Below are 21,357 nucleotides of genomic sequence, written 5' to 3'. Positions count from 1 at the left end.
CACCCTCATAAACCCAATAGATTTCAAGGCGCAGGTAGCCAACGCATTTGCGGTTTGAAAGATGAGGGTATACAGAATTTTTGATTAGCGCCTGTGGCAACACGGGCCATTATGGAAGCATGCTGACTATGGCTACTATTCATGTAGACGGCAAAGAGTATGAAGTAAACGGAGCGGACAACCTTCTGGAAGCTTGCCTGACTCTGGGACTTGATATTCCTTACTTTTGCTGGCACCCCGCGCTCGGGAGCGTCGGATCCTGCCGCCTCTGTGCGGTAAAACAGTATCAAAACGCGGAAGATACTCGCGGTCGTCTGGTGATGTCTTGTATGACACCAGCAACCGAAGGAACGTTCATCGCGATTGACGATGAAGAAGCGAAACTATTCCGTAAGACGATAGTTGAGTTTCTGATGACCAACCACCCGCATGATTGTCCGGTGTGTGAGGAAGGCGGTAACTGTCATTTGCAGGATATGACGGTTATGACGGGGCAGAACTTCCGTCGCTACCGTTTCACCAAGCGTACCCACCGCAATCAGGATCTCGGGCCGTTCATTTCTCATGAGATGAACCGCTGTATCGCATGCTATCGCTGCGTGCGTTACTACAAAGACTATGCGGATGGTAAAGATCTCGGCGTTTACGGCGCACACGACAACGTCTACTTCGGTCGCCCGGAAGATGGCACGCTGGAAAGCGAATTCTCCGGTAACCTGGTTGAAGTGTGCCCTACCGGTGTATTCACCGATAAAACGCACTCCGAGCGCTATAACCGTAAATGGGATATGCAGTTTGCACCGAGCGTCTGCCAACAGTGCAGCATCGGCTGTAATACCAGCCCCGGCGAACGCTATGGCGAGTTACGCCGTATCGAAAACCGCTTCAACGGTAGCGTAAACCACTATTTCCTGTGTGACCGCGGCCGTTTTGGTTACGGCTATGTCAACCAGAAAGACCGTCCAAGCCAACCACTGCAGCGTCGTGGTGATGATTGGATCGCGCTGAATGCCGATCAGGCACTGCAAGGTGCTGCGGATGTTCTGCGTCAGGCGAAGAAAACCATCGGTATTGGTTCACCGCGTGCCAGCATTGAAAGCAACTTCGCGTTGCGTGAGCTGGTGGGTGCAGAGAACTTCTATACCGGTATCGCGCAGGAAGAACAAAATCGCCTGCAACTGATCTTGAAAGTGCTGCGCGAAAGCGGTGTAAGAACGCCAGCGCTGCGTGAGATCGAAGGCTACGATGCAGTTCTGATTCTGGGTGAAGATTTAACACAGACGGGTGCGCGTATCGCACTGGCCGTTCGTCAGGCCGTTAAAGGCAAAGCTCGCGAAATGGCAGCAGCACAGAAAGTGGCTGACTGGCAGATTGCGGCGATCATGAACATTGGTCAGCATGCCAAGCACCCGCTGTTTGTCACTAACGTCGACAACACCCGTCTGGACGACATTGCTGCATGGAACTACCGTGCACCCGTTGCCGATCAGGCGCGTCTTGGTTTTGCGATTGCACACGGGTTAGATAGCAGTGCCCCAGCAGTCACTGACCTCGCTGCAGGTCTCGACCAGAAAGTCGATATCATCGTACAGGCACTGGCTGGTGCGAGAAAACCGCTCATCATTTCCGGCACTAACGCGGGCAGCGAAGATGTGATCTCTGCTGCGGCAAACGTTGCCAAAGCGCTGAAAAATCGCGGCTCTGACGTCGGTATTACCTTTGTTGCACCTGCTGCAAACAGCATTGGGTTGTCAATCATGGGCGGCGGTTCGCTGGATGACGCGCTGGTGCAGTTAGAAAACGGCGAAGCCGACAGCGTGGTGGTTCTGGAGAACGATCTCTACCGTCATGCACCGGTCGCTCGCGTTGATGCGGCACTGGAAAAAGCTGAGAACCTGATTGTGGTCGATCATCAGCGTACTCGCATTATGGACAAGGCCAGCATCATTCTGTCTGCCGCCAGCTTTGCTGAAAGCGACGGTACGTTGGTGAATCAGGAAGGCCGCGCTCAGCGTTTCTTCCAGGTTTATGACCCAACGTACTACAACGACAAAATTGTAATGCTGGAAAGCTGGCGCTGGCTGCACTCGCTGTATATCACCTATAACAGCCGTCAGGTTGACTGGACGCAACTGGATAACGTGATTGACGCGTGTGTCGCTGAACTGCCGCAATTGGCTGCGATTAAAGATGCCGCACCGGACGCTTCGTTCCGTATTCGTGGTCAGAAACTGTCGCGTTCACCGATTCGCTCCAGCGGCCGTACTGCGATGCGTGCCAATATCAGCGTGCATGAACCGCGTCAGCCTGTCGATAAAGACACCATGTTTGCTTTCTCAATGGAAGGGAACAACAGTCCGACGGCCAATCGTCAGCAGATTCCGTTTGCCTGGGCACCAGGTTGGAACTCACCGCAAGCCTGGAACAAATTCCAGGACGAAGTGGGCGGACATTTGCGTCATGGCGATCCGGGTGTGCGTATGATCGAAGCTGGCGAAGGTTCTCTGGCGTATTTCGACAACATTCCTGCGGCTTTCGTCCCACAAGCGGGTCAATGGCGCGTTGCGCCGTATTATCACCTGTTTGGTAGTGATGAAATGTCACAGCGTTCTGACGTAATTCAGCAGCGTATGCCAGAGCCTTACGTGATGGTAAACCCGGCTGATGCGGCAACGCTGGGTGTAAACGCCGGTACGTTGCTGGAGTTGACCTGTGCAGGGCAAACGCTACGTCTGCCACTGCGCTTAAGTGCGGCATTGAGTCAGGGACAGGTTGGTTTACCGCTGGGCTTGCCGGGTATTGCACCGGTGCTGGCGGGTGCAACCGTTGAAAATCTGCGGGAGGCCGCACAATGAGTTGGTTAACGCCGGAATTAATCGAGATTCTGATCACCGTCGGAAAAGCGATCGTGATTCTGCTGGTTGTGGTGACCTGTGGCGCATTCATGAGTATGGGTGAACGTCGACTGCTTGGCCTCTTCCAGGGACGTTATGGACCGAACCGGGTAGGTTGGGGCGGTTCATTACAGCTTGTCGCTGACATGATCAAAATGTTTTTCAAAGAAGACTGGGTGCCGAACTTTACCGATAAGGTGATCTTCACGTTGGCACCGATGATCGCGTTTACATCAATGCTGATTGCCTTTGCGATTGTGCCGATCACGCCAACCTGGGGTGTCGCCGATCTGAACATCGGTATCCTGTTCTTCCTGATGATGGCGGGTTTGGCCGTTTACGCAGTGCTGTTTGCTGGTTGGGCGAGTAACAACAAATACTCGTTGCTGGGAGCGGTACGTGCTTCCGCTCAGACCGTGAGCTACGAAGTCTTCATCGGCCTGTCGCTGATGGGCGTTGTCGCACAAGCGGGCTCGTTCAACATGCGTGACATCGTCGATTCTCAGGAACATTTGTGGAACGTTATTCCGCAGTTCTTCGGCTTTATCACGTTTGCCATCGCAGGCGTGGCGGTATGTCACCGTCACCCGTTTGACCAACCTGAAGCTGAACAGGAACTGGCCGATGGTTACCACATTGAATATTCCGGCATGAAGTTCGGTCTGTTTTTCGTGGGCGAATATATCGGGATTGTTACCGTTTCTGCGCTGATGGTGACCTTATTCTTCGGTGGCTGGCATGGTCCGTTCTTGCCACCGTTTGTCTGGTTTGCGCTGAAAACTGGCTTTTTCATGATGATGTTCATCCTGATTCGTGCTTCGTTACCCCGTCCACGTTATGACCAGGTGATGGCTTTCGGTTGGAAAGTCTGTCTGCCGATAACGCTTTTGAATCTGCTGGCGACCGCCGCCGTCATTTTGTACAACGCTTAAGAAGGGGTGAATAAACCATGACATTGAAAGAGTTAGTGGTTGGTTTCGGCACCCAGATACGCAGTATCTGTATGGTGGGATCGAATGCTTTTAAGAAGCGCGAAACCAGGATGTACCCAGAAGAGCCGGTGAATCCACCACCACGTTATCGTGGTCGTATCGTACTGACGCGCGATCCTGATGGTGAAGAGCGTTGTGTTGCTTGCAACCTGTGTGCGGTGGCTTGTCCGGTCGGCTGTATCTCATTGCAGAAAGCGGAAACCAAAGATGGTCGCTGGTATCCCGAGTTCTTCCGCGTCAACTTCTCGCGCTGCATTTTCTGTGGCTTCTGTGAAGAAGCGTGTCCGACAACAGCTATCCAGCTGACGCCGGATTTCGAGATGGGCGAGTACAAACGTCAGGATCTGGTGTACGAGAAAGAAGATCTGCTGATATCGGGGCCGGGTAAATATCCGGAATACAATTTCTACCGGATGGCTGGTATGGCAATCGATGGGAAAGACAAAGGCGAAGCTGAAAATGAAGCCAAACCTATTGATGTCAAAGGCCTGTTGCCCTAAGGAGCTAGCATGGAATTCGCTTTTTATACCACAGGTTTGATTGCGATATTGGCGACACTGCGCGTCATTACGCATACCAATCCTGTGCATGCATTGTTGTATATGGTCACCTCGCTCATGGCGATTGCGGGCGTCTTTTTCTCGCTGGGGGCTAATTTTGCCGGCGCGCTGAGCATCATCGTGTATGCGGGTGCCATCATGGTGCTGTTCGTGTTCGTGGTCATGATGCTCAACCTCGGCTCTTCTGTCGAAGAACAAGAGCGGAATTGGCTGAAACCCAGCGTCTGGATTGGTCCAAGTATTCTCTCACTGGCGTTACTGGTGATTGTGGTCAACGCCATCCTTAGCCTGAAAGATCAGGGCATCACTGGCACGCCTGTTGAGGCGAAAGTGGTGGGTATCAGCCTGTTTGGGCCTTATGTTCTGGCAGTTGAATTGGCGTCAATGCTGCTGCTGGCGGGATTGGTTGTCGCTTTCCACATTGGTCGTGAAGATAAACGTGGTGACGTTGTCAATAAAGAAAGCGCGAACCAGGACGTTGAGAAAAAAATAACGGGGGAACGCGCATGATTCCGTTACAACACGGGTTGATTTTAGCCGCTATTCTGTTTGTTCTGGGGCTGACTGGTCTGTTGATTCGTCGTAACCTGCTGTTTATGTTGATCAGTCTGGAGATTATGATCAACGCTGCTGCGCTGGCTTTTGTCGTCGCGGGTAGCTACTGGCAGCAGCCAGATGGTCAGGTGATGTACATTCTGGCGATTACACTGGCAGCAGCCGAGGCCAGTATTGGTCTGGCATTGTTGCTACAGATGTATCGTCGTCGTCAGACCCTGAATATTGATACAGTCAGTGAGATGCGCGGATGAACTTACTCTATTTAACAATACTCTTCCCGCTGCTCGGCTTTCTGTTGCTGGCATTTTCCCGTGGTCGCTGGTCAGAAAATACGTCAGCGACTGTCGGTGTTGGCTCGATTGGTCTGGCTGCGCTGGTTACCGCTTGGGTTGTGGTCGATTTTATGGGCCAGCAGCACAGCGGCGGTGTCACCTTCTTTAATCAGCATTTGTGGACATGGATGACCGTTGGTAATTTCGACATTAGCGTAACGCTGATGCTCGACGGTCTTTCTGTGACGATGCTGTCCGTGGTGATCGGTGTCGGTTTCTTTATCCACCTGTTTGCCTCTTGGTATATGCGTGGGGAAGAGGGATATTCTCGCTTCTTCGCTTACACCAACCTGTTTATCGCGAGTATGGTCGTTCTGGTACTGGCTGATAACCTGTTGCTGATGTACCTCGGTTGGGAAGGGGTAGGACTGTGCAGTTATCTGCTGATCGGTTTCTACTACACCAATCCGAAAAACGGCGCGGCAGCGATGAAGGCCTTCATTGTTACGCGTGTGGGTGACGTCTTTCTGGCCTTTGCTCTGTTCATCCTTTACAAAGAATTGGGCACGCTCAACTTCCGCGAACTGATGGTCTTGGCACCGCAGAAATTAGCTGAAGGTTCGCCAGAAATCACCTGGGCTACGTTGATGTTGCTGGGTGGTGCGGTTGGTAAATCAGCACAGCTGCCGCTGCAAACCTGGCTGGCAGATGCGATGGCTGGCCCAACGCCAGTATCTGCATTGATCCATGCCGCGACGATGGTTACCGCAGGTGTTTACCTGATTGCGCGTACCAACGGCCTGTTCCTGATGGCGCCGGATGTTCTGCATCTGGTGGGCATTGTCGGCGCTGTAACGCTGGTGCTGGCGGGTTTTGCCGCTCTGGTGCAAACCGACATCAAACGCGTGCTGGCCTATTCTACGATGAGCCAGATTGGTTACATGTTCCTGGCGCTGGGCGTTCAGGCATGGGATGCCGCGATTTTCCACCTTATGACGCACGCATTCTTTAAAGCGCTGCTGTTCCTCTCTTCTGGTTCGGTGATTTTGGCCTGCCACCATGAGCAGAACATCTTCAAGATGGGCGGCCTGCGTAAAACGATTCCGCTGGTTTATGTCTGCTTCCTGGTCGGGGGGGCGGCGCTATCTGCATTGCCGCTGGTTACCGCAGGTTTCTTCAGTAAAGACGAGATTCTGGCTGGCGCATGGGCAAATGGTCACATCAATCTGATGGTGGCTGGATTGGCTGGTGCCTTCATGACCTCGCTGTATACGTTCCGTATGATTTTCATCGTGTTCCACGGTGAAGAGAAAATTAAGGCGCATGCAGGAAAAGGCATTTCTCACCACTTACCGCTGGTTGTGCTGATGATTCTGTCCACCTTTATTGGTGCGATGATTGTTCCGCCGTTGCACGGTGTATTACCGGCGACGACTGAGCTTGAACACGGCCAGTTGATGACGCTGGAAATTACTTCTGGCGTGGTAGCGATTGCCGGTATTCTGCTTGCCGCTGTGCTGTGGCTGGGTAAACGTCAGGCCGTGAATAGCATCGCGAAGAGTGCCCCAGGTCGTTTCTTCTCGACCTGGTGGTTCCACGCGTGGGGCTTCGACTGGTTGTACGACCATGTCTTTGTTAAACCGTATCTGGCTATCGCGAAGCTGTTGCAGCGTGATCCGTTAAATGCATTGATGACCCTTCCGGCTACCGTTACCCGCTGGGGTAATCGTGGACTGGCGCTCAGTGCGAATGGTCAGTTGCGCTGGTACGTTGCTTCTATGGGCTTTGGTGCCGTACTGGTGCTGGGCTTGTTACTGCTGGTGTAAGGCAGTATCCGGTAACGTATAAAAGGTAGGGCATTCCGCAGACAGGGATGCCCGCCACGGCAAGTTTTCAGATTTCTTTAATTTAGGGACACAAAACGCCATGCTACTACCTTGGCTAATTCTTCTCCCCTTTATCGGCGGTCTGCTGTGCTGGCAGTTAGAGCGTTTTGGTACGAAAGTACCGCGCTGGATAGCGTTGATTGCAATGGGGCTGACACTCGCACTGTCTCTGCAACTGTGGTTGCAAGGCGGTTACTCACTGACGGCGCCGACAGGCGTACCACAATGGCAATCCGAGTTTTATGTGCCGTGGATCCCGCGCTTCGGTATCGGTATTCATCTTGCGCTGGACGGCCTGTCGCTGCTGATGGTGGTGCTGACTGGCTTGCTGGGTGTGTTGGCAATCCTCTGTTCCTGGAATGAAATTCAGCGCTATCAGGGTTTCTTCCACCTGAACCTGCTGTGGATTCTGGGCGGCGTTATTGGCGTATTCCTTGCCATCGACATGTTCCTGTTCTTCTTCTTCTGGGAAATGATGCTGGTGCCGATGTACTTCCTGATTGCGCTGTGGGGGCATAAAGGCTCTGACGGTAAAACCAGAATTACGGCGGCGACCAAGTTCTTCATTTATACCCAGTCGAGCGGCTTGATCATGTTGATCGCGATTCTGGCGCTGGTCTTTGTGCATCACAATGCCACTGGCGTTTGGACGTTCAACTATGAAGACCTGCTGAAGACGCCGATGTCGTATGGCGTTGAATATCTGCTGATGCTGGGCTTCTTCATCGCGTTTGCTGTAAAAATGCCGGTCGTGCCGTTGCACGGTTGGTTGCCGGATGCACACAGTCAGGCTCCGACAGCGGGTTCTGTTGACCTGGCGGGTATCTTGCTGAAAACGGCGGCCTATGGTCTGCTGCGTTTCAGCCTGCCGCTGTTCCCGAATGCCTCTCATGCCTTTGCACCGATCGCTATGTGGTTGGGTGTGATTGGTATCTTCTACGGCGCATGGCTGGCGTTCAAACAGACGGATATCAAACGCCTGATTGCTTACACCTCGGTGTCGCACATGGGCTTCGTGATGATTGCTATCTATTCTGGCAGTCAACTGGCTTATCAGGGTGCAGTGATTCAGATGATTGCGCACGGCTTGTCTGCTGCCGGTCTGTTTATTCTGTGTGGCCAACTGTACGAACGTCTGCATACCCGTGACATGCGTGAAATGGGCGGTCTGTGGTCTCGTCTGAAATTCCTGCCTGCACTGTCTCTGTTCTTTGCTGTGGCGACCTTGGGTATGCCGGGTACGGGTAACTTTGTCGGCGAATTCATGATTCTGTTCGGCAGCTATCAGGTTGTGCCAGTCATTACGGTGATCTCAACCTTCGGTCTGGTATTTGCGTCGGTCTACTCACTGATCATGATCCAGCGTGCTTATTACGGTACGCCTAAATCTGATGAACCACTGAAGAGTATGTCGCTCCGCGAATTGTCTATCGTGATGCTGTTGGTGGTATTACTGGTGTTGTTAGGGGTTTACCCGCAACCGATTCTGGATACCTCCAGTGCCGCGATGTCAAATATCCAGCAGTGGTTTATGTCGTCTGCTCCAGATTCAATTATTTCAACAACAAGGCCGTAATTCGCCATGACAATAACTCTTCAACAACTAATTGCGCTATCGCCGCTGTTGATCGTCGGATTGACGGTAGTGGTTGTGATGCTGTGCATTGCGTGGCGACGCAACCATTTTGTCAACGCAACCATGACGGTTATCGGCCTGAATATTGCGTTGCTGTCACTGTACTTTGTCGGCAAGGTTGGCCCAACGGACGTGACGCCGCTGCTGCGTGTTGATGGCTTCTCGATGTTCTATACCGGGCTGGTTCTGCTTGCCAGCCTGGCAACCAGCACGTTTGCTTATCCGTGGCTGCAAGGCTACCCAGACAACCGTGATGAGTTCTATCTGTTGGTTCTCATTGCTGCGTTAGGTGGGATCCTGCTGTCGAGCGCTAACCATCTGGCTTCGCTGTTCATCGGGATTGAACTGCTTTCTCTGCCGCTGTTTGGTCTGGTCGGCTATGCTTTCCGCCTGAAGCGTTCGCTGGAAGCCAGTATTAAATACATGCTGCTGTCGGCGGCGGCGTCTTCCTTCCTGCTGTTTGGGATGGCGCTGATTTATGCTGAATCCGGCGATATGAGCTTTGCCAGCCTCGGTAAGAGCTTGAGCGATCATCAAATCCATGAGCCGCTGCTGTTGGCAGGTTTGGGGATGATGATTGTTGGTCTGGGCTTCAAACTGTCTCTGGTTCCGTTCCAGTTGTGGACGCCTGATGTGTATCAGGGTGCACCTGCGCCAGTGTCTACGTTTCTGGCAACGGCCGGTAAGATTGCGGTTTTCGGTGCGGTAATGCGTTTGTTCCTGTACGCGCCAGTGGCTGACAGTGAATCCGTCAGAATCGTGCTGGGCGTTATCGCATTCGCGTCGATCCTGTTCGGTAACGTGATGGCGGTATCGCAGACTAATATCAAACGTCTTCTCGGTTACTCCTCTATCGCGCATCTGGGTTACTTGTTGGTTGCCCTGATTGCGGTTCAGAGTCATCAACTAGCGTTGGAAACTGTCGGCGTTTATCTGGTCGGTTACCTGTTCAGCAGTCTGGGCGCGTTCGGTGTGGTTAGCCTGATGTCTAGCCCTTATCGTGGTCCAGATGCTGATTCGCTGTTCTCTTACCGTGGTTTGTTCTGGCATAAGCCGATTCTGTCTGCGGTGATGACGGTAATGATGCTGTCGCTGGCGGGTATCCCTATGACGCTGGGCTTCTTCGGTAAGTTCTACGTGTTGGCTGTCGGTGTGAATGCTGAACTGTGGTGGTTGACCGGTGCGGTTGTTCTGGGTAGCGCCATTGGCCTGTACTACTATCTGCGTGTGATGGTCAGTTTGTTCCTGAATGCACCGCAGGTGTTGCAGCGTGATACGCCAAACAACTGGGCATTAACCGCGGGTGGTGTGGTCGTATTGATCTCTTCCATCGCTGTGCTGTTCTTTGGTCTGTACCCGCAGCCGCTTATCTCTCTGGTGCAATTGGCGCAGCCAATGATGTAACCGCTGACGAGAGTCGGGTTGAGTAATGAAGCGCCGTTGATGAGAATCAACGGCGTTTTTTATACCAGTAAAATCTGTTTTAGGAATGATCTGGTCTATTGAAACCGTAGAAGTCGCGCAAAATTGTCTATAGTTAAGAAGGTAACGATTTATAACTCATGACTTTTCATAACAGAAGGAAGCACTTTATGGCGGCGACAAAAAAACAGCCTGAAGAAATTCGTGTCGATGATGATTTAAAACTTCTGTCTGAAACGCTGGATGAGGTACTGCGCTATACGGGGGATCAGGCCGACCAAGCTTATGTTGATTTGAAGAAGGGGGCGGAAAAAGCGCTGCTGGAAGTTAAAGCCCGCCTTGGCGTGACTGACAGCTATTATGCGCGTGCCAAGCAGGTGGCGGATAAAGCTGATGTTTATGTGCATGACAAACCGTGGCACGGCATCGGTATAGGCGCCACGGTCGGTCTGGTGCTGGGATTATTGCTGGCTAAGCGCTAGTTTCTGCGACACATTGCTCTGTCACCATCGCTTGGTAACGGCGAGCAAGGTCGGAGCGAACTCCTAAAGAATTCATCTAACATGTTTGACGATGTAGCGGGTAACCCCGCTACATCTCCTTATACTCCCTATTCTTGGATCTTATCCTCTTTCTCCTGCATTCCCTGTATCCAATACATGGCTTCAAATGGTCGCAACTCCAGTATTGCCGGTTGCGGCTGTGCATCAGAATAATTGCTAAATAACAGTCGCCAACGGCGGTCGTGGGTCTCCATCGGAGGCTGCCAGCGCAGGGGCTGTTTGCTGAGGTTTGCCAGAACCAGAAGCCGTTGCCCCTCCCAAGTGCGCTGATAGCACCAGACGTTAGGGTGATCTGGCAGCAAATCCTGATAGTCACCGTGCGTTAGCAGCGGAAGCGCTTTACGCATAGCGATAAGCTGCTGGTAGGTGTAAAAGACGGACTCTTTATCTGCCAGCGACTGCTCTGCGTTGATGTGAGGAAAGTTCTGGCATGGGGTTATCCACGGTGTGCCAGTCGTAAATCCAGCATGATCGCTGTCATCCCATTGCATCGGCGTACGGCCGTTATCGCGCGATTTGCTGGCGAGGATCGCTAAGATTTGCTCATCTGCCTGACCTCGATCGCGTTGTTCGGCAAATTGATTCAGGCTTTCAATATCGCGATATTGTTCAATTTGCGTATAGCCAGGATTGGTCATACCCAGTTCTTCGCCCTGATAGATATAGGGCGTGCCCTGCATACCGTGAAGCACCATCGCCAGCATCTTGGCGGATTGCACGCGGAATTCGCCTTCATCGCCAAAACGCGACACGATGCGTGGCTGATCGTGATTACACCAGAACAGCGCATTCCAGGCGTGGTTATGCATACCCTGCTGCCAGTGGTTAAAAATCTGCTTGAGTTGGATAAAATCAGGTTCCGCCAGCGTCCATTTTTCCCCATTGGGATAATCGACTTTCAGATGATGAAAATTGAACGTCATGGAGAGTTCGCTGCCGTCCAGTGCGGCGTAGCGGCGGCAATGTTCCAGTGAGGTCGATGACATCTCACCGACGGTCATCAAGCTGCGCGGTTGAAAAACATCCTGACTGAACTCTTGTAAGTAATCGTGAATAAGTGGTCCATCGGTATAAAAACGGCGTCCATCGCCTTGTGTGTCTGATGGGAAATCCTGCTGCTTGGAGACCAGATTGATCACATCTAGCCGCATGCCGTCTACGCCTTTATCCGCCCAAAATTCACAGACCTGCTTTAATTCATTCCGTACGCGCGGGTGCTCCCAGTTCAGATCGGCTTGTTCGGTGGCGAACAGATGCAGATAGTATTGTTTGCTTTCTGCGTGCCACCGCCAGGCCGGGCCGCCAAATTTTGAACGCCAGTTATTGGGCGGTGCACCGTCATTACCATCACGCCAGATATAAAAATGACGATAGGGGCTGCGGCGATCCTGAGCGTTCTGGAACCAGTGGTGCTGCGTAGAGGTATGGTTGAACACCATATCCATGACGATACGAATACGACGTCGATGTGCTTCGGCGATCAACGTTTCCATATCGGCCATCGTGCCGTAGGTTGGATCGATAGCGCAGTAGTCGGCCACGTCATAGCCGTTGTCAACCTGAGGAGAAAGGTAAACCGGAGTCAGCCAAATAGCATCGACGCCCAGCTGTTGCAGGTAATCGAGTCGGGCGGTGACACCGGCGATGTCGCCAATGCCATTTCCGGTACTGTCCTGAAAGCTCTTCGGATAGATTTGATAAATCACGCCGTTTTGCCACCAGGGGAGTGATGTACTCATGAAAAATCCTCCTGCAGCGATATCGCCGCGGCTCAACTGACGCGGCTGAATAGATGTTAGGGCGGTTATGCGGGATCTAGCGTGCCATTGCGACTTTTGCGCTTATAGACCAGCACGGTCAGCAGAATCGGAATGACGGCGGCAACCAGCATCGCGAGCGCAAAGATCCCCCAAAACTGTGGCTTGATGGAGAGGATGCCCGGTAATCCCCCTACGCCAATGCCGTTTGCCGTTACGCCATACAGGCCGCAAATGAGCGCAGCGGCGGCGGAGCCGATCATGGCGCACAGCATCGGAAAGCGGTATTTCAGGTTAATACCGTACATGGCCGGCTCGGTTACGCCAAGAAAAGCGGAAATCGCAGCAGGAACAGAGATTTCGCGTTCGTTGGCTTTCCGGCTGACGATAATCACCCCGACGACGGCAGCCGCCTGCGCAATGTTGGACAGTGCGATGAGTGGCCAGACTGGCGTGCCGCCCATACTCTGAATCATCTGCATATCAATCGCTAATGTCGTTTGGTGCACGCCCGTGATGACCAGCGGCGCATACAAGAACCCAAACAGCGCGGCACCAACCGGGGCGAAGCTACCTGTCATCACCGCCTTAACGGCCCAGGCGACGCCATCGCCAATCATACGACCAAACGGACCAATCAACGTGTGTGCCAGGAAAACGGCCAGAATGAGCGATGTTACGGGCACGACCACCAGATAGAGGTAATCCGGCACGATTTTTTTCAGCCGTATTTCGATTAACGCTAGCGCCATCCCAGCTAATACGGAAGGGATGACCTGCGCTTGATAGCCTATCTTCTCTATGGTGAACCAGCCAAAATTCCACACTTCGGGCGTTTGTTGACCGATGAGATAGGCGTTCATTAACTGTGGTGACACTAGCGTGATGCCCAGAACGATGCCGAGAATCGGTGTGCCGCCCATTTTGCGTACGGTTGACCAGCAGACGGCTACGGGGAGGTAGAAGAAGATGGCTTCGCCCAGTAACCAGAGGAAATCATAGACGGTTTGCCAGGTAGGGTAGAGCTGTACCAGCGTTTGTCCGTCGCGCATCGGGATGTCGCCGATAACGTTACGCGCCCCAAGGATCAAGCCCCCGCTGATGAGCGCGGGAAGTAGCGGGAAAAAGATCTCGGCAAAGTGTGAAATACTGCGCTCAAACCAGCTCATATTCTGGCGGGCGGCGACTTTGGCTTCTTCCTTATTAATTTCTCCTTTTCCCGTGGTAGCGAGCAGCGCTTTGTAATACTCATCTACGTTAGTGCCGATCACGACCTGAAATTGTCCGGCATTCGTGAAGCAGCCTTTCACCATGCGCATTTCTTCGATATTTTTGGGATGTGCCTTGGAAGCATCGTGTAAGACGAAGCGAAGGCGAGTGATGCAGTGCGTGACAGCCGCGATGTTCTCACGTCCGCCGACCAGCTCGATCAGACGGTCAATATCCTGTTGCTTAACTTTACTCATAGTCATGTCCTTATATCTTTTAGCGCAGACGTCGGGGACGCGAAGCAAGTACCGCTACAGAAAAGCATAGCCTGTTAATGATGATTTTGCCGTGAGAGGAAAATGTATTGGGCTGTTTTTAAAAGAGAATGCTCAGGCATGCGGCGTGCTGCACAAATCTGTGATGTGCGAGTAGACAAAAAAGGAAGGGGAATGAAGGTAATGTGGGAATAGGATAAAAACAAAAGCCGCCTGTAGTAGGCGGCTTTAGAGATTGTTTATATCACAATCAGAACGGGCTGATGATTGAACCAATACGTTCACAGTAGCTGACATAAACGTCTCCCATTCTTTTAAAGAATTTGCTGATTTTACGAAGCATAGTCATTATCAGACTCCTCTAACGGGTTAATTAAGTGTGATGTTCATCACGTTTTTAATGTTAGCGGAGATGAAATTGGATTTCAACATTTTTGTGATGTTAGTCACAAAAATATAACGAGTGAGTAAATGAAATGCACGGAGGTGTGAAGAGAACCTGATGCGCGCCCGATAGCACCGCGAATCAGGTGAGAGGATACACTACGAGCCCGTGTCAGCCGGAATAGTGATAAATATGGTGATCGAACCACTGCTCGCCAATCTGCTCCGCATCTTCCTCTGTGTGATGAAAAAGGAAGCCGAGTCGTTGGGCGACGGCGTTGCTACGCGTGTTGGCGGTTGAGACTTTGATGAAGCAGCGCTCAACGAGGTTTGCATCGGTATAGGCTGCTATCAGCGTACTGACGGCCTGAGAAATAATGCCTTTACCTTCAAATTCTTCGGCGAGCCAGTAGCCGATGACGCCTTCTTTATTTTGGATCGTGTTGAAGGAAACGATGCCTGCCAGCGCATCGTCCCAGCGGATGACGTATACCGCGGACGTTTTGTCGAAGAACGTCTTTCTGTTGCCGCGAATGGTTTCTCGCGTGTCATCGACGCTTTTGACGGAATCCGGCCAAGGCAACGTTCGCCGTAGACGTGGTTTTTCCTGCTGAATCAAGGTAAAGAGCGCCTCAGCGTCGCTCTCTTCCTGTATCGTTAGGCGCAGATGGGGCTGATGGCGTAGCTCATACAGCTTGTCTCCAAATAACGTATCTGTAGATAACGGTTCCATAAAGCCCCTCCTTTTAACGCTGCAACGTTCCATCAACGATCGTGACGCTGTGCCCGCCGATCCAAGGTTCATCGTTCAGATAAGTCACGGTAATTCGGCCGTCACGTTGCAGCATCGTGCCTTGTCGCACAAGATAACTGAGCGGTGCGTCGATATTATTCATTGAGTGATGCTGACGAAGCAACGCTGCCAGACAGGCATTGGCGCTGCCCGTAACGGGATCTTCTTTAAGATGGCCGCGTTCAATGTAGAACGTGCGAACTTCATAATCAGCAGGCGTCGCCCCATCGTGTGGGCCATAGATGGCGATGCCGTTGGTCTGGCTGAGGTTTTCCACTGCGGCGAGCGCTTCTGCATCCGGTATGATGTTCAGACAGGTGTCAGCACTGTCTACACGAATCACCAGCCAGCGAATGCCCATGTGTACGGCAGCAGGTGGATAGCGGTTATCGATGCAGGTAGCACCAAGGTTGGTAATGCCCAGCGCTTTTTCCATTAGCGGCATGTGCTCATCGCCAAACGGAACGATGGTGGCCTGTGGTGCGTGAAAAGCGAGGCTCTCATCATCACCGATGTTGATTGGAACCAAACCAATGCCACATTGTTGTATCAACTGCCCCGGAGATTTAGGACGCAATCCTTCTTCCAGCAGGGCGTGAGCGGTGCCTAGCGTGGGGTGACCAGCAAACGGGATTTCTGATTCTGGCGTAAAAATGCGCACATGATAATCCGCTAAAGGATCGGTGGCTGGCAGAACAAACGTGGTTTCTGACAGGTTTGTCCAGCGGGCGATATCTTGCATTTGCTCATCGGTTAACCCATTCGCTTCCATAATGACGGCAAGCGGATTGCCCTTGAAAGGCTGCTGGGTGAAAACATCGACCTGTTTGAAACGACGTACTATAGGCATCGCATTTCTCTCCTGTATGCGCTATCGATTAAATATTACTCAAAACTAACCGCGATCCTATCGCGCGCTTGTGGCATAATGCGCGCCAAATCACATTCCGACTCGAGTATAAGTGCTGTGTTAAGTACCAACAATATCACCATGCAGTTCGGCAGCAAGCCGTTGTTTGAAAACATCTCCGTTAAATTTGGCGGCGGCAACCGTTACGGTTTGATCGGCGCGAATGGCTGCGGTAAATCTACCTTTATGAAGATTCTCGGCGGTGACCTGGTGCCGAGTGGCGGTAACGTCTTCCTCGATCCCAATGAACGTCTGGGTAAACTGCGTCAGGATCAGTTCGCGTTTGAAAAATACAGTGTGCTGGATACCGTTATCATGGGCCACGGCGAGCTGTGGGCGGTAAAAGAAGAACGCGACCGTATCTACTCATTGGCTGAAATGAGCGAAGCCGACGGCTATAAAGTGGCCGATCTGGAAGTGGAATACGGTGAGATGGATGGCTACAGCGCAGAATCACGCGCGGGCGAACTGTTGCTGGGCGTGGGGATTCCTGTTGATCAGCACTATGGCTTGATGAGCGAAATTGCTCCCGGTTGGAAACTGCGTGTTTTGTTGGCACAGGCACTGTTTTCCGATCCCGAAATCCTGCTGCTCGACGAACCGACCAACAACCTGGATATCGATACTATCCGCTGGTTGGAGCAGGTGCTGAATGAGCGTAACAGCACCATGATCATTATCTCGCATGACCGTCACTTCCTGAATATGGTCTGTACACACATGGCGGATCTGGACTACGGCGAGCTGCGTGTTTATCCGGGTAACTATGATGAATACATGACGGCGGCGACGCAGGCTCGCGAGCGTTTACTGTCTGATAACGCCAAGAAGAAAGCACAGATTTCCGAACTGCAATCGTTCGTTAGCCGCTTTAGCGCCAATGCCTCTAAATCCAAACAGGCGACATCGCGCGCGCGCCAGATCGATAAAATTCAGTTGGATGAAGTGAAAGCCTCCAGCCGGCAAAACCCGTTTATCCGTTTTGATCAGGATAAGAAACTGTTCCGTAATGCGCTGGAAGTTGAAGCGTTGACCAAAGGTTTTGATAACGGCCCGCTGTTCAGCAAGCTGGGTCTCATGATCGAAGTGGGTGAAAAAGTCGCCATTTTGGGTGCCAACGGTGTGGGTAAATCGACATTGCTGAAAACGCTGGTCGGTGATTTCAAACCAGATAGCGGCACCGTTAAGTGGTCGGAAAATACTCAAATTGGTTACTACGCACAGGATCACGAATACGAATTCGATGAGACGCTGACGGTGTTTGACTGGATGAGTCAGTGGAAACAAGAAAAAGACGATGAACAAGCCGTACGCAGCGTGCTCGGTCGTTTGCTGTTCAGTCAGGACGATATCAAGAAGAAAGTGAAGGTCTTATCCGGTGGTGAAAAGGGTCGCATGCTGTTCGGTAAGCTGATGATGCAGCGTCCGAATATTCTGGTAATGGATGAACCGACCAACCACCTCGATATGGAATCGATTGAATCGCTGAACATGGCGCTGGAAATGTATGAAGGGACGCTGCTGTTCGTTTCCCATGACCGTGAATTTGTTAGCTCGCTGGCAACCCGTATTCTGGAAATGACGCCAAATAAAGTGAACGATTTCACCGGTAACTATGAAGATTACCTGCGCAGTCAGGGTATTCAGTAAGCCATAAACCGTTCCCGTCCTAGCCACTGTTTAGGACGGGGAACGGGTATTCTCAATTCCTCTCTCTTTTTTATCTCTTCTTGCCGATGTCGTCATTGAGCGGAAATATTCACTTATCCTGTCTGTTTTTTTACCCAAATTAACGAACTTTAATAAACGCGGTGTTTTTTTCGAAATTGTTAAAAAAGAAAAGAAATAGTCATCGTAACTGCATGAAATAAAAAACTAATGACTTTCTCTTGTCATGCTTTCAGTTTGCACAAAAGAAAGCAATTTGTTAATTCCTGTCGTTATTCTTCGGCATTCAAATTCAGCCCACTCATTTACGCTTCCGTCAGGTTGCCAAATAAAAATAATTATCATTTAATTTATTTTATTGATTATTTGGGGGCCGTTAATGAACATCGATTTGACGCCGTATTATGCCGAGCCCGGTGAGCAGCCTTTTAGCGCCCGACGTATGGCAATGCCTTGGCGCAACCATGTGCCACTTTCACCAGAACAAATTCCAGCCGGTTGGCAGACGCTGAAGCAGCAGAGTGTACCTGCGCGTAAGCGTCTGCTCTATCTGCACATTCCTTTTTGCGCCACGCACTGCACGTTCTGCGGTTTTTACCAAAACAAACTGCGTGATGACAGCACGGCGACCTACACCCGCTATCTGTTGCAAGAATTAGCGATGGAAGCGGACAGCCCGCTACATCAGTCAGCACCCATTCACGCGGTCTACTTTGGCGGCGGTACGCCAACGGCGCTGGCGGCTGATGAACTGTCGCAAATCATTCGTGCGATTCGCACTTCGCTGCCCTTAGCACCGGACTGTGAAATCACGGTAGAAGGACGGGCGATGGATTTTGATGATGAGCGAATCGATGCCTGTCTGGATGCAGGCGCGAACCGTTTCTCCATTGGGATTCAGACGTTTGATACCCGTATTCGCCAGCGTATGGCGCGTACCTCGGATAAACAGCAGTCAATCCGCTTTCTTGAACGCCTGTGTGAGCGGGACAGAGCCGCAGTGGTATGCGATCTGATGTTCGGCTTGCCGGAACAAACGCCGGAAATCTGGCGCGAAGATCTGGCGATCGTCAGCGATTTACCGTTAGACGGCGTCGATCTGTACGCACTTAATCTGTTACCGACAACGCCGCTGGCGAAAGCGGCCGAAAACCAGCGTGTTGCGCTGCCTGATGTGGTCGCTCGGCGTGACTTTTACCGGACTGGCGCGGCATTTCTGGCCGATGCTGGCTGGCACCAGCTTAGCAATAGCCACTGGGCACGCACTACGCGTGAACGCAATCTGTACAACTTACTGATTAAGCAAGGCGCGGACTGCCTGGCAATGGGAAGTGGCGCAGGCGGCAATATAAACGGACAGGCTTACATGATGGAACGCAGTCTGGAGCGCTATTACCAGCAGATCGATCAGGGGCAAAAACCGATCATGATGATGACGCCAGCCAGTTCCACCGGGCGCTGGCAGCATCAGCTTCAGGCGGGTATTGAGGTTGGGCGCATCAAACTGCCTCAACTGACCCAACATGCCCGTGAACTTCAGCCATTGCTGAGTCAGTGGCATGAGGCCGGTTTGACCTGTGACGATTCCACCTGCCTGCGCTTGACCAACGATGGCCGCTTTTGGGCGAATAACCTGATGCAGGCATTACAACAAATTATCCCTCAGCTTAATGCCGAAGAGCATGCCTACTAACCGGAGACGCAATCATGACCATGACACTGAATGAATTACTGGCAACCAACCCTGATGGCACATTGGAAGATATTGCCGGAAAGTACAATACGTCGCTGTTTGCCGTCGTTGAGGTGTTGCCTGCGGCTCAGCGTACGCTGGCGACGGGCGATCGTTTCGATCAGGTGTGGGACACGATTGCGACCTGGGGTGAAGTGACGCTCATTAGCCACACGGCGGATGCGATTCTGGAATTCAAGAGCGAGTTACCAACCGGTACGCACCGCCACGGTTACTTTAATTTGCGTGGCAAAAATGGCCTGAGTGGACACATTCGTGCGACGAGCTGTCAGCACATTGCGTTTATCGAGCGTAAGTTCATGGGGATGGACACGGCGTCCGTGGTGTTCTTTAATGCCAGTGGTGCGGCGATGTTTAAAATCTTCCTTGGACGAGACAGCCACCGCCAGCTGCTGAGCGCTCAGGTTGATGCGTTCCACGCGCTGGCGAGTGAATTACAACCGGAGCAGGTATGACGTGGTTACTTTTCGGCGCAGGCAATGGGGTGGGTGCTTGCTTATTACAGCGCGCCATTGAGTGCGAGCAGGCAGTAGTACTGGTATTACGCAATCCTGAACAGGCTAAACACTGGCGTGAGCAGGGGATGACCGTTGTGGAAGGTGATGCCTGCGACCCAGAAACGGTGGCAGAAGCCTGCCGTGTTGCTGGGCCGTCCGCTATTGTGGTATCGACGATGGGTGGTGGTACGGTAAATTATCAGGGACACCGCACGGTGATTGACGGCGCAGAGCAGGCAGGCATCAAGCGTATGCTGCTGGTGACCTCACTGGGCTGCGGTGATAGCTGGCCGCTACTGTCGCCACGCGCCAGAGCCGCGTTTGGCTTTGCGGTACGTGAGAAATCGCTGGCAGAAAGCTGGCTGCAAAGCAGCACGTTGGATCATTGTATCGTCCGTCCCGGCGGTCTGCTGGACGTAGTGGCGACGCACAATGCGAAACTGACGCAAGGTACAGCTACGTTGGGATTGGTATCACGCTCGGATGTGGCGCTGGCGGTTGATCAATTGCTGCAACAGCCCGTGTTTGATAATCACATCTACAATCTGATCGATCCCGATCTCACCATGCCCGCTATTCCGTAATCCCCGCTATTCTGTTATCAGTGTTGCTGGGATCGTTATCCCGGCAACCGGCGAACTGTTATAGCTAATCTGTCGAGAACTGTATCTGTTATCTCTCAGGTGGCTATGTTCTAATCGACGCCAGCAGTGTTGTATTCATTAAGCATGATGGTGATGACGATGGACGAAGTAAAACGCCTTCTGACCGAAGAGATCGAACGTATCAATCGGGAAGAAAAACGCGACAATAAAATACGTTTTAGCCGCAAATTCATGCAGTCACACCCTTATCTGTTTGCCGCGATGCTGGCGAGCTATGTGCCGGTTGCGATTATCCTCTTTTATGCCTCTTATTTTGGTTTGCCGTACCTGATCGGCTTTACCGTCTTCCTGCTGGTGATGACGCTGGCACTCTCGATGGATATCAACCCGACCTATCGCTTTGAAGACATTGATACGCTGGATTTACGTGTTTGTTATAACGGTGAGTGGTTTACGATCCGCCACGTATCGCAGGACACGTTGGATAAGCTGCTACGCAACGAGCAGGTACCGTCCGCAGTGAAAGCGGGGATAGAGAAAATTCAACGTACCAAAGGTGATGTTGATTTCTATGACGTTTTTTCGTTGGCCTATCGGCAACAGCCTTCTGCATAGCCAGCGATCTCCCCTCCGACTATCTACTTTCCTAATGACCAGATAATCCCGTCGTTTTCACCATGCTGAAGTTTGTATGTGTCTGGATTGCTCAGGGATTTGTTTTCA

The 21,357-nt window shown here is 52.0% G+C and carries 18 protein-coding genes; 14 read left to right on the top strand and 4 right to left on the bottom strand.

Going from position 1 to position 21,357, the window contains the following annotated elements:
* Positions 1-128 precede the first annotated feature (128 nt).
* The 9 genes from nuoG (at position 129) to elaB (ending at position 10,702) form a co-directional block, all read left to right on the top strand.
* Positions 129-2,855 carry an NADH-quinone oxidoreductase subunit NuoG gene (nuoG, locus tag A0G03_RS21440; protein ID WP_048259480.1) on the top strand — a complete coding sequence of 909 codons (2,727 nt, stop codon included), beginning with the start codon at positions 129-131 and terminating at the stop codon, positions 2,853-2,855.
* Positions 2,852-3,826, top strand: coding sequence for an NADH-quinone oxidoreductase subunit NuoH (gene nuoH, locus A0G03_RS21435; RefSeq protein ID WP_048259481.1), 975 nt, complete (start codon positions 2,852-2,854; stop codon positions 3,824-3,826). Before nuoG ends, nuoH begins: the two co-directional genes overlap by 4 nt.
* 17 nt (positions 3,827-3,843) lie before the next feature.
* Positions 3,844-4,386 carry an NADH-quinone oxidoreductase subunit NuoI gene (gene nuoI / locus A0G03_RS21430; RefSeq protein ID WP_005969838.1) on the top strand — a complete coding sequence of 181 codons (543 nt, stop codon included), beginning with the start codon at positions 3,844-3,846 and terminating at the stop codon, positions 4,384-4,386.
* Between the two features lie 9 nt (positions 4,387-4,395).
* Positions 4,396-4,956: an NADH-quinone oxidoreductase subunit J gene (nuoJ, locus tag A0G03_RS21425; RefSeq protein WP_048259482.1), complete on the top strand. Its 561-nt coding sequence runs from the start codon at positions 4,396-4,398 to the stop codon at positions 4,954-4,956.
* The gene (nuoK, locus tag A0G03_RS21420; protein ID WP_005969835.1) at positions 4,953-5,255 is read left to right on the top strand and encodes an NADH-quinone oxidoreductase subunit NuoK; all 303 of its coding nucleotides are present in this window, start codon (positions 4,953-4,955) and stop codon (positions 5,253-5,255) included. The genes nuoJ and nuoK overlap by 4 nt, the downstream gene beginning before the upstream one ends.
* Positions 5,252-7,102 (top strand): NADH-quinone oxidoreductase subunit L, encoded by a 1,851-nt coding sequence (gene nuoL / locus A0G03_RS21415; protein ID WP_048259483.1) that lies wholly within the window; start codon positions 5,252-5,254, stop codon positions 7,100-7,102. The genes nuoK and nuoL overlap by 4 nt, the downstream gene beginning before the upstream one ends.
* A gap of 100 nt (positions 7,103-7,202) precedes the next feature.
* Complete coding sequence (gene nuoM / locus A0G03_RS21410; protein WP_048259484.1) at positions 7,203-8,738, top strand: NADH-quinone oxidoreductase subunit M; 1,536 nt, start codon at positions 7,203-7,205, stop codon at positions 8,736-8,738.
* A gap of 6 nt (positions 8,739-8,744) precedes the next feature.
* A complete protein-coding gene (nuoN, locus tag A0G03_RS21405; protein WP_048259485.1) occupies positions 8,745-10,202 on the top strand; it encodes an NADH-quinone oxidoreductase subunit NuoN in 1,458 nt (485 codons plus the stop codon).
* A gap of 188 nt (positions 10,203-10,390) precedes the next feature.
* The gene (gene elaB / locus A0G03_RS21400; protein ID WP_048259486.1) at positions 10,391-10,702 is read left to right on the top strand and encodes a stress response protein ElaB; all 312 of its coding nucleotides are present in this window, start codon (positions 10,391-10,393) and stop codon (positions 10,700-10,702) included.
* Positions 10,703-10,830: 128 nt separating this feature from the next.
* Here elaB and treC read toward each other — a convergent pair whose 3' ends face one another.
* From treC to A0G03_RS21380, 4 genes are all read right to left on the bottom strand, one after another.
* Positions 10,831-12,522 carry an alpha,alpha-phosphotrehalase gene (treC, locus tag A0G03_RS21395; protein WP_048259487.1) on the bottom strand — a complete coding sequence of 564 codons (1,692 nt, stop codon included), beginning with the start codon at positions 12,520-12,522 and terminating at the stop codon, positions 10,831-10,833.
* 65 nt (positions 12,523-12,587) lie between these two features.
* Complete coding sequence (gene treB / locus A0G03_RS21390) at positions 12,588-14,006, bottom strand: PTS trehalose transporter subunit IIBC (RefSeq protein WP_048259488.1); 1,419 nt, start codon at positions 14,004-14,006, stop codon at positions 12,588-12,590.
* Positions 14,007-14,580: 574 nt separating this feature from the next.
* Positions 14,581-15,141, bottom strand: a complete 561-nt coding sequence (locus tag A0G03_RS21385) for a GNAT family N-acetyltransferase (RefSeq protein WP_048259489.1) — start codon at positions 15,139-15,141, stop codon at positions 14,581-14,583.
* 13 nt (positions 15,142-15,154) lie between these two features.
* On the bottom strand, positions 15,155-16,051 hold the full coding sequence (locus A0G03_RS21380) for a PhzF family phenazine biosynthesis protein (RefSeq protein ID WP_048259490.1): 897 nt from the start codon (positions 16,049-16,051) through the stop codon (positions 15,155-15,157).
* Positions 16,052-16,168: 117 nt separating this feature from the next.
* On the opposite strand from A0G03_RS21380, the gene A0G03_RS21375 reads away from it, so the two are divergent.
* From A0G03_RS21375 to A0G03_RS21355, 5 genes are all read left to right on the top strand, one after another.
* Positions 16,169-17,761 carry an ABC-F family ATPase gene (locus tag A0G03_RS21375; protein WP_072062021.1) on the top strand — a complete coding sequence of 531 codons (1,593 nt, stop codon included), beginning with the start codon at positions 16,169-16,171 and terminating at the stop codon, positions 17,759-17,761.
* Between the two features lie 397 nt (positions 17,762-18,158).
* Positions 18,159-19,472: a heme anaerobic degradation radical SAM methyltransferase ChuW/HutW gene (gene hutW / locus A0G03_RS21370; RefSeq protein WP_048259491.1), complete on the top strand. Its 1,314-nt coding sequence runs from the start codon at positions 18,159-18,161 to the stop codon at positions 19,470-19,472.
* A 14-nt stretch (positions 19,473-19,486) separates the two neighbouring features.
* Entirely contained in the window at positions 19,487-19,987 is a 501-nt protein-coding gene (gene hutX / locus A0G03_RS21365) for a heme utilization cystosolic carrier protein HutX (RefSeq protein ID WP_048259492.1), read from the top strand.
* Positions 19,984-20,613, top strand: coding sequence for an NAD(P)H-binding protein (locus tag A0G03_RS21360; protein WP_048259493.1), 630 nt, complete (start codon positions 19,984-19,986; stop codon positions 20,611-20,613). Before hutX ends, A0G03_RS21360 begins: the two co-directional genes overlap by 4 nt.
* Positions 20,614-20,772: 159 nt before the next feature.
* Positions 20,773-21,249, top strand: coding sequence for a YlaC family protein (locus tag A0G03_RS21355; RefSeq protein WP_223254627.1), 477 nt, complete (start codon positions 20,773-20,775; stop codon positions 21,247-21,249).
* The last annotated feature ends 108 nt before the right edge of the window (positions 21,250-21,357 follow it).

It is taken from the genome of Pectobacterium peruviense (genome assembly GCF_002847345.1).
Lineage (GTDB): Bacteria > Pseudomonadota > Gammaproteobacteria > Enterobacterales > Enterobacteriaceae > Pectobacterium > Pectobacterium peruviense.
The sequence above is the reverse complement of the archived record's forward strand: the minus strand, read 5'-3'. Positions and strand labels throughout refer to the sequence as shown.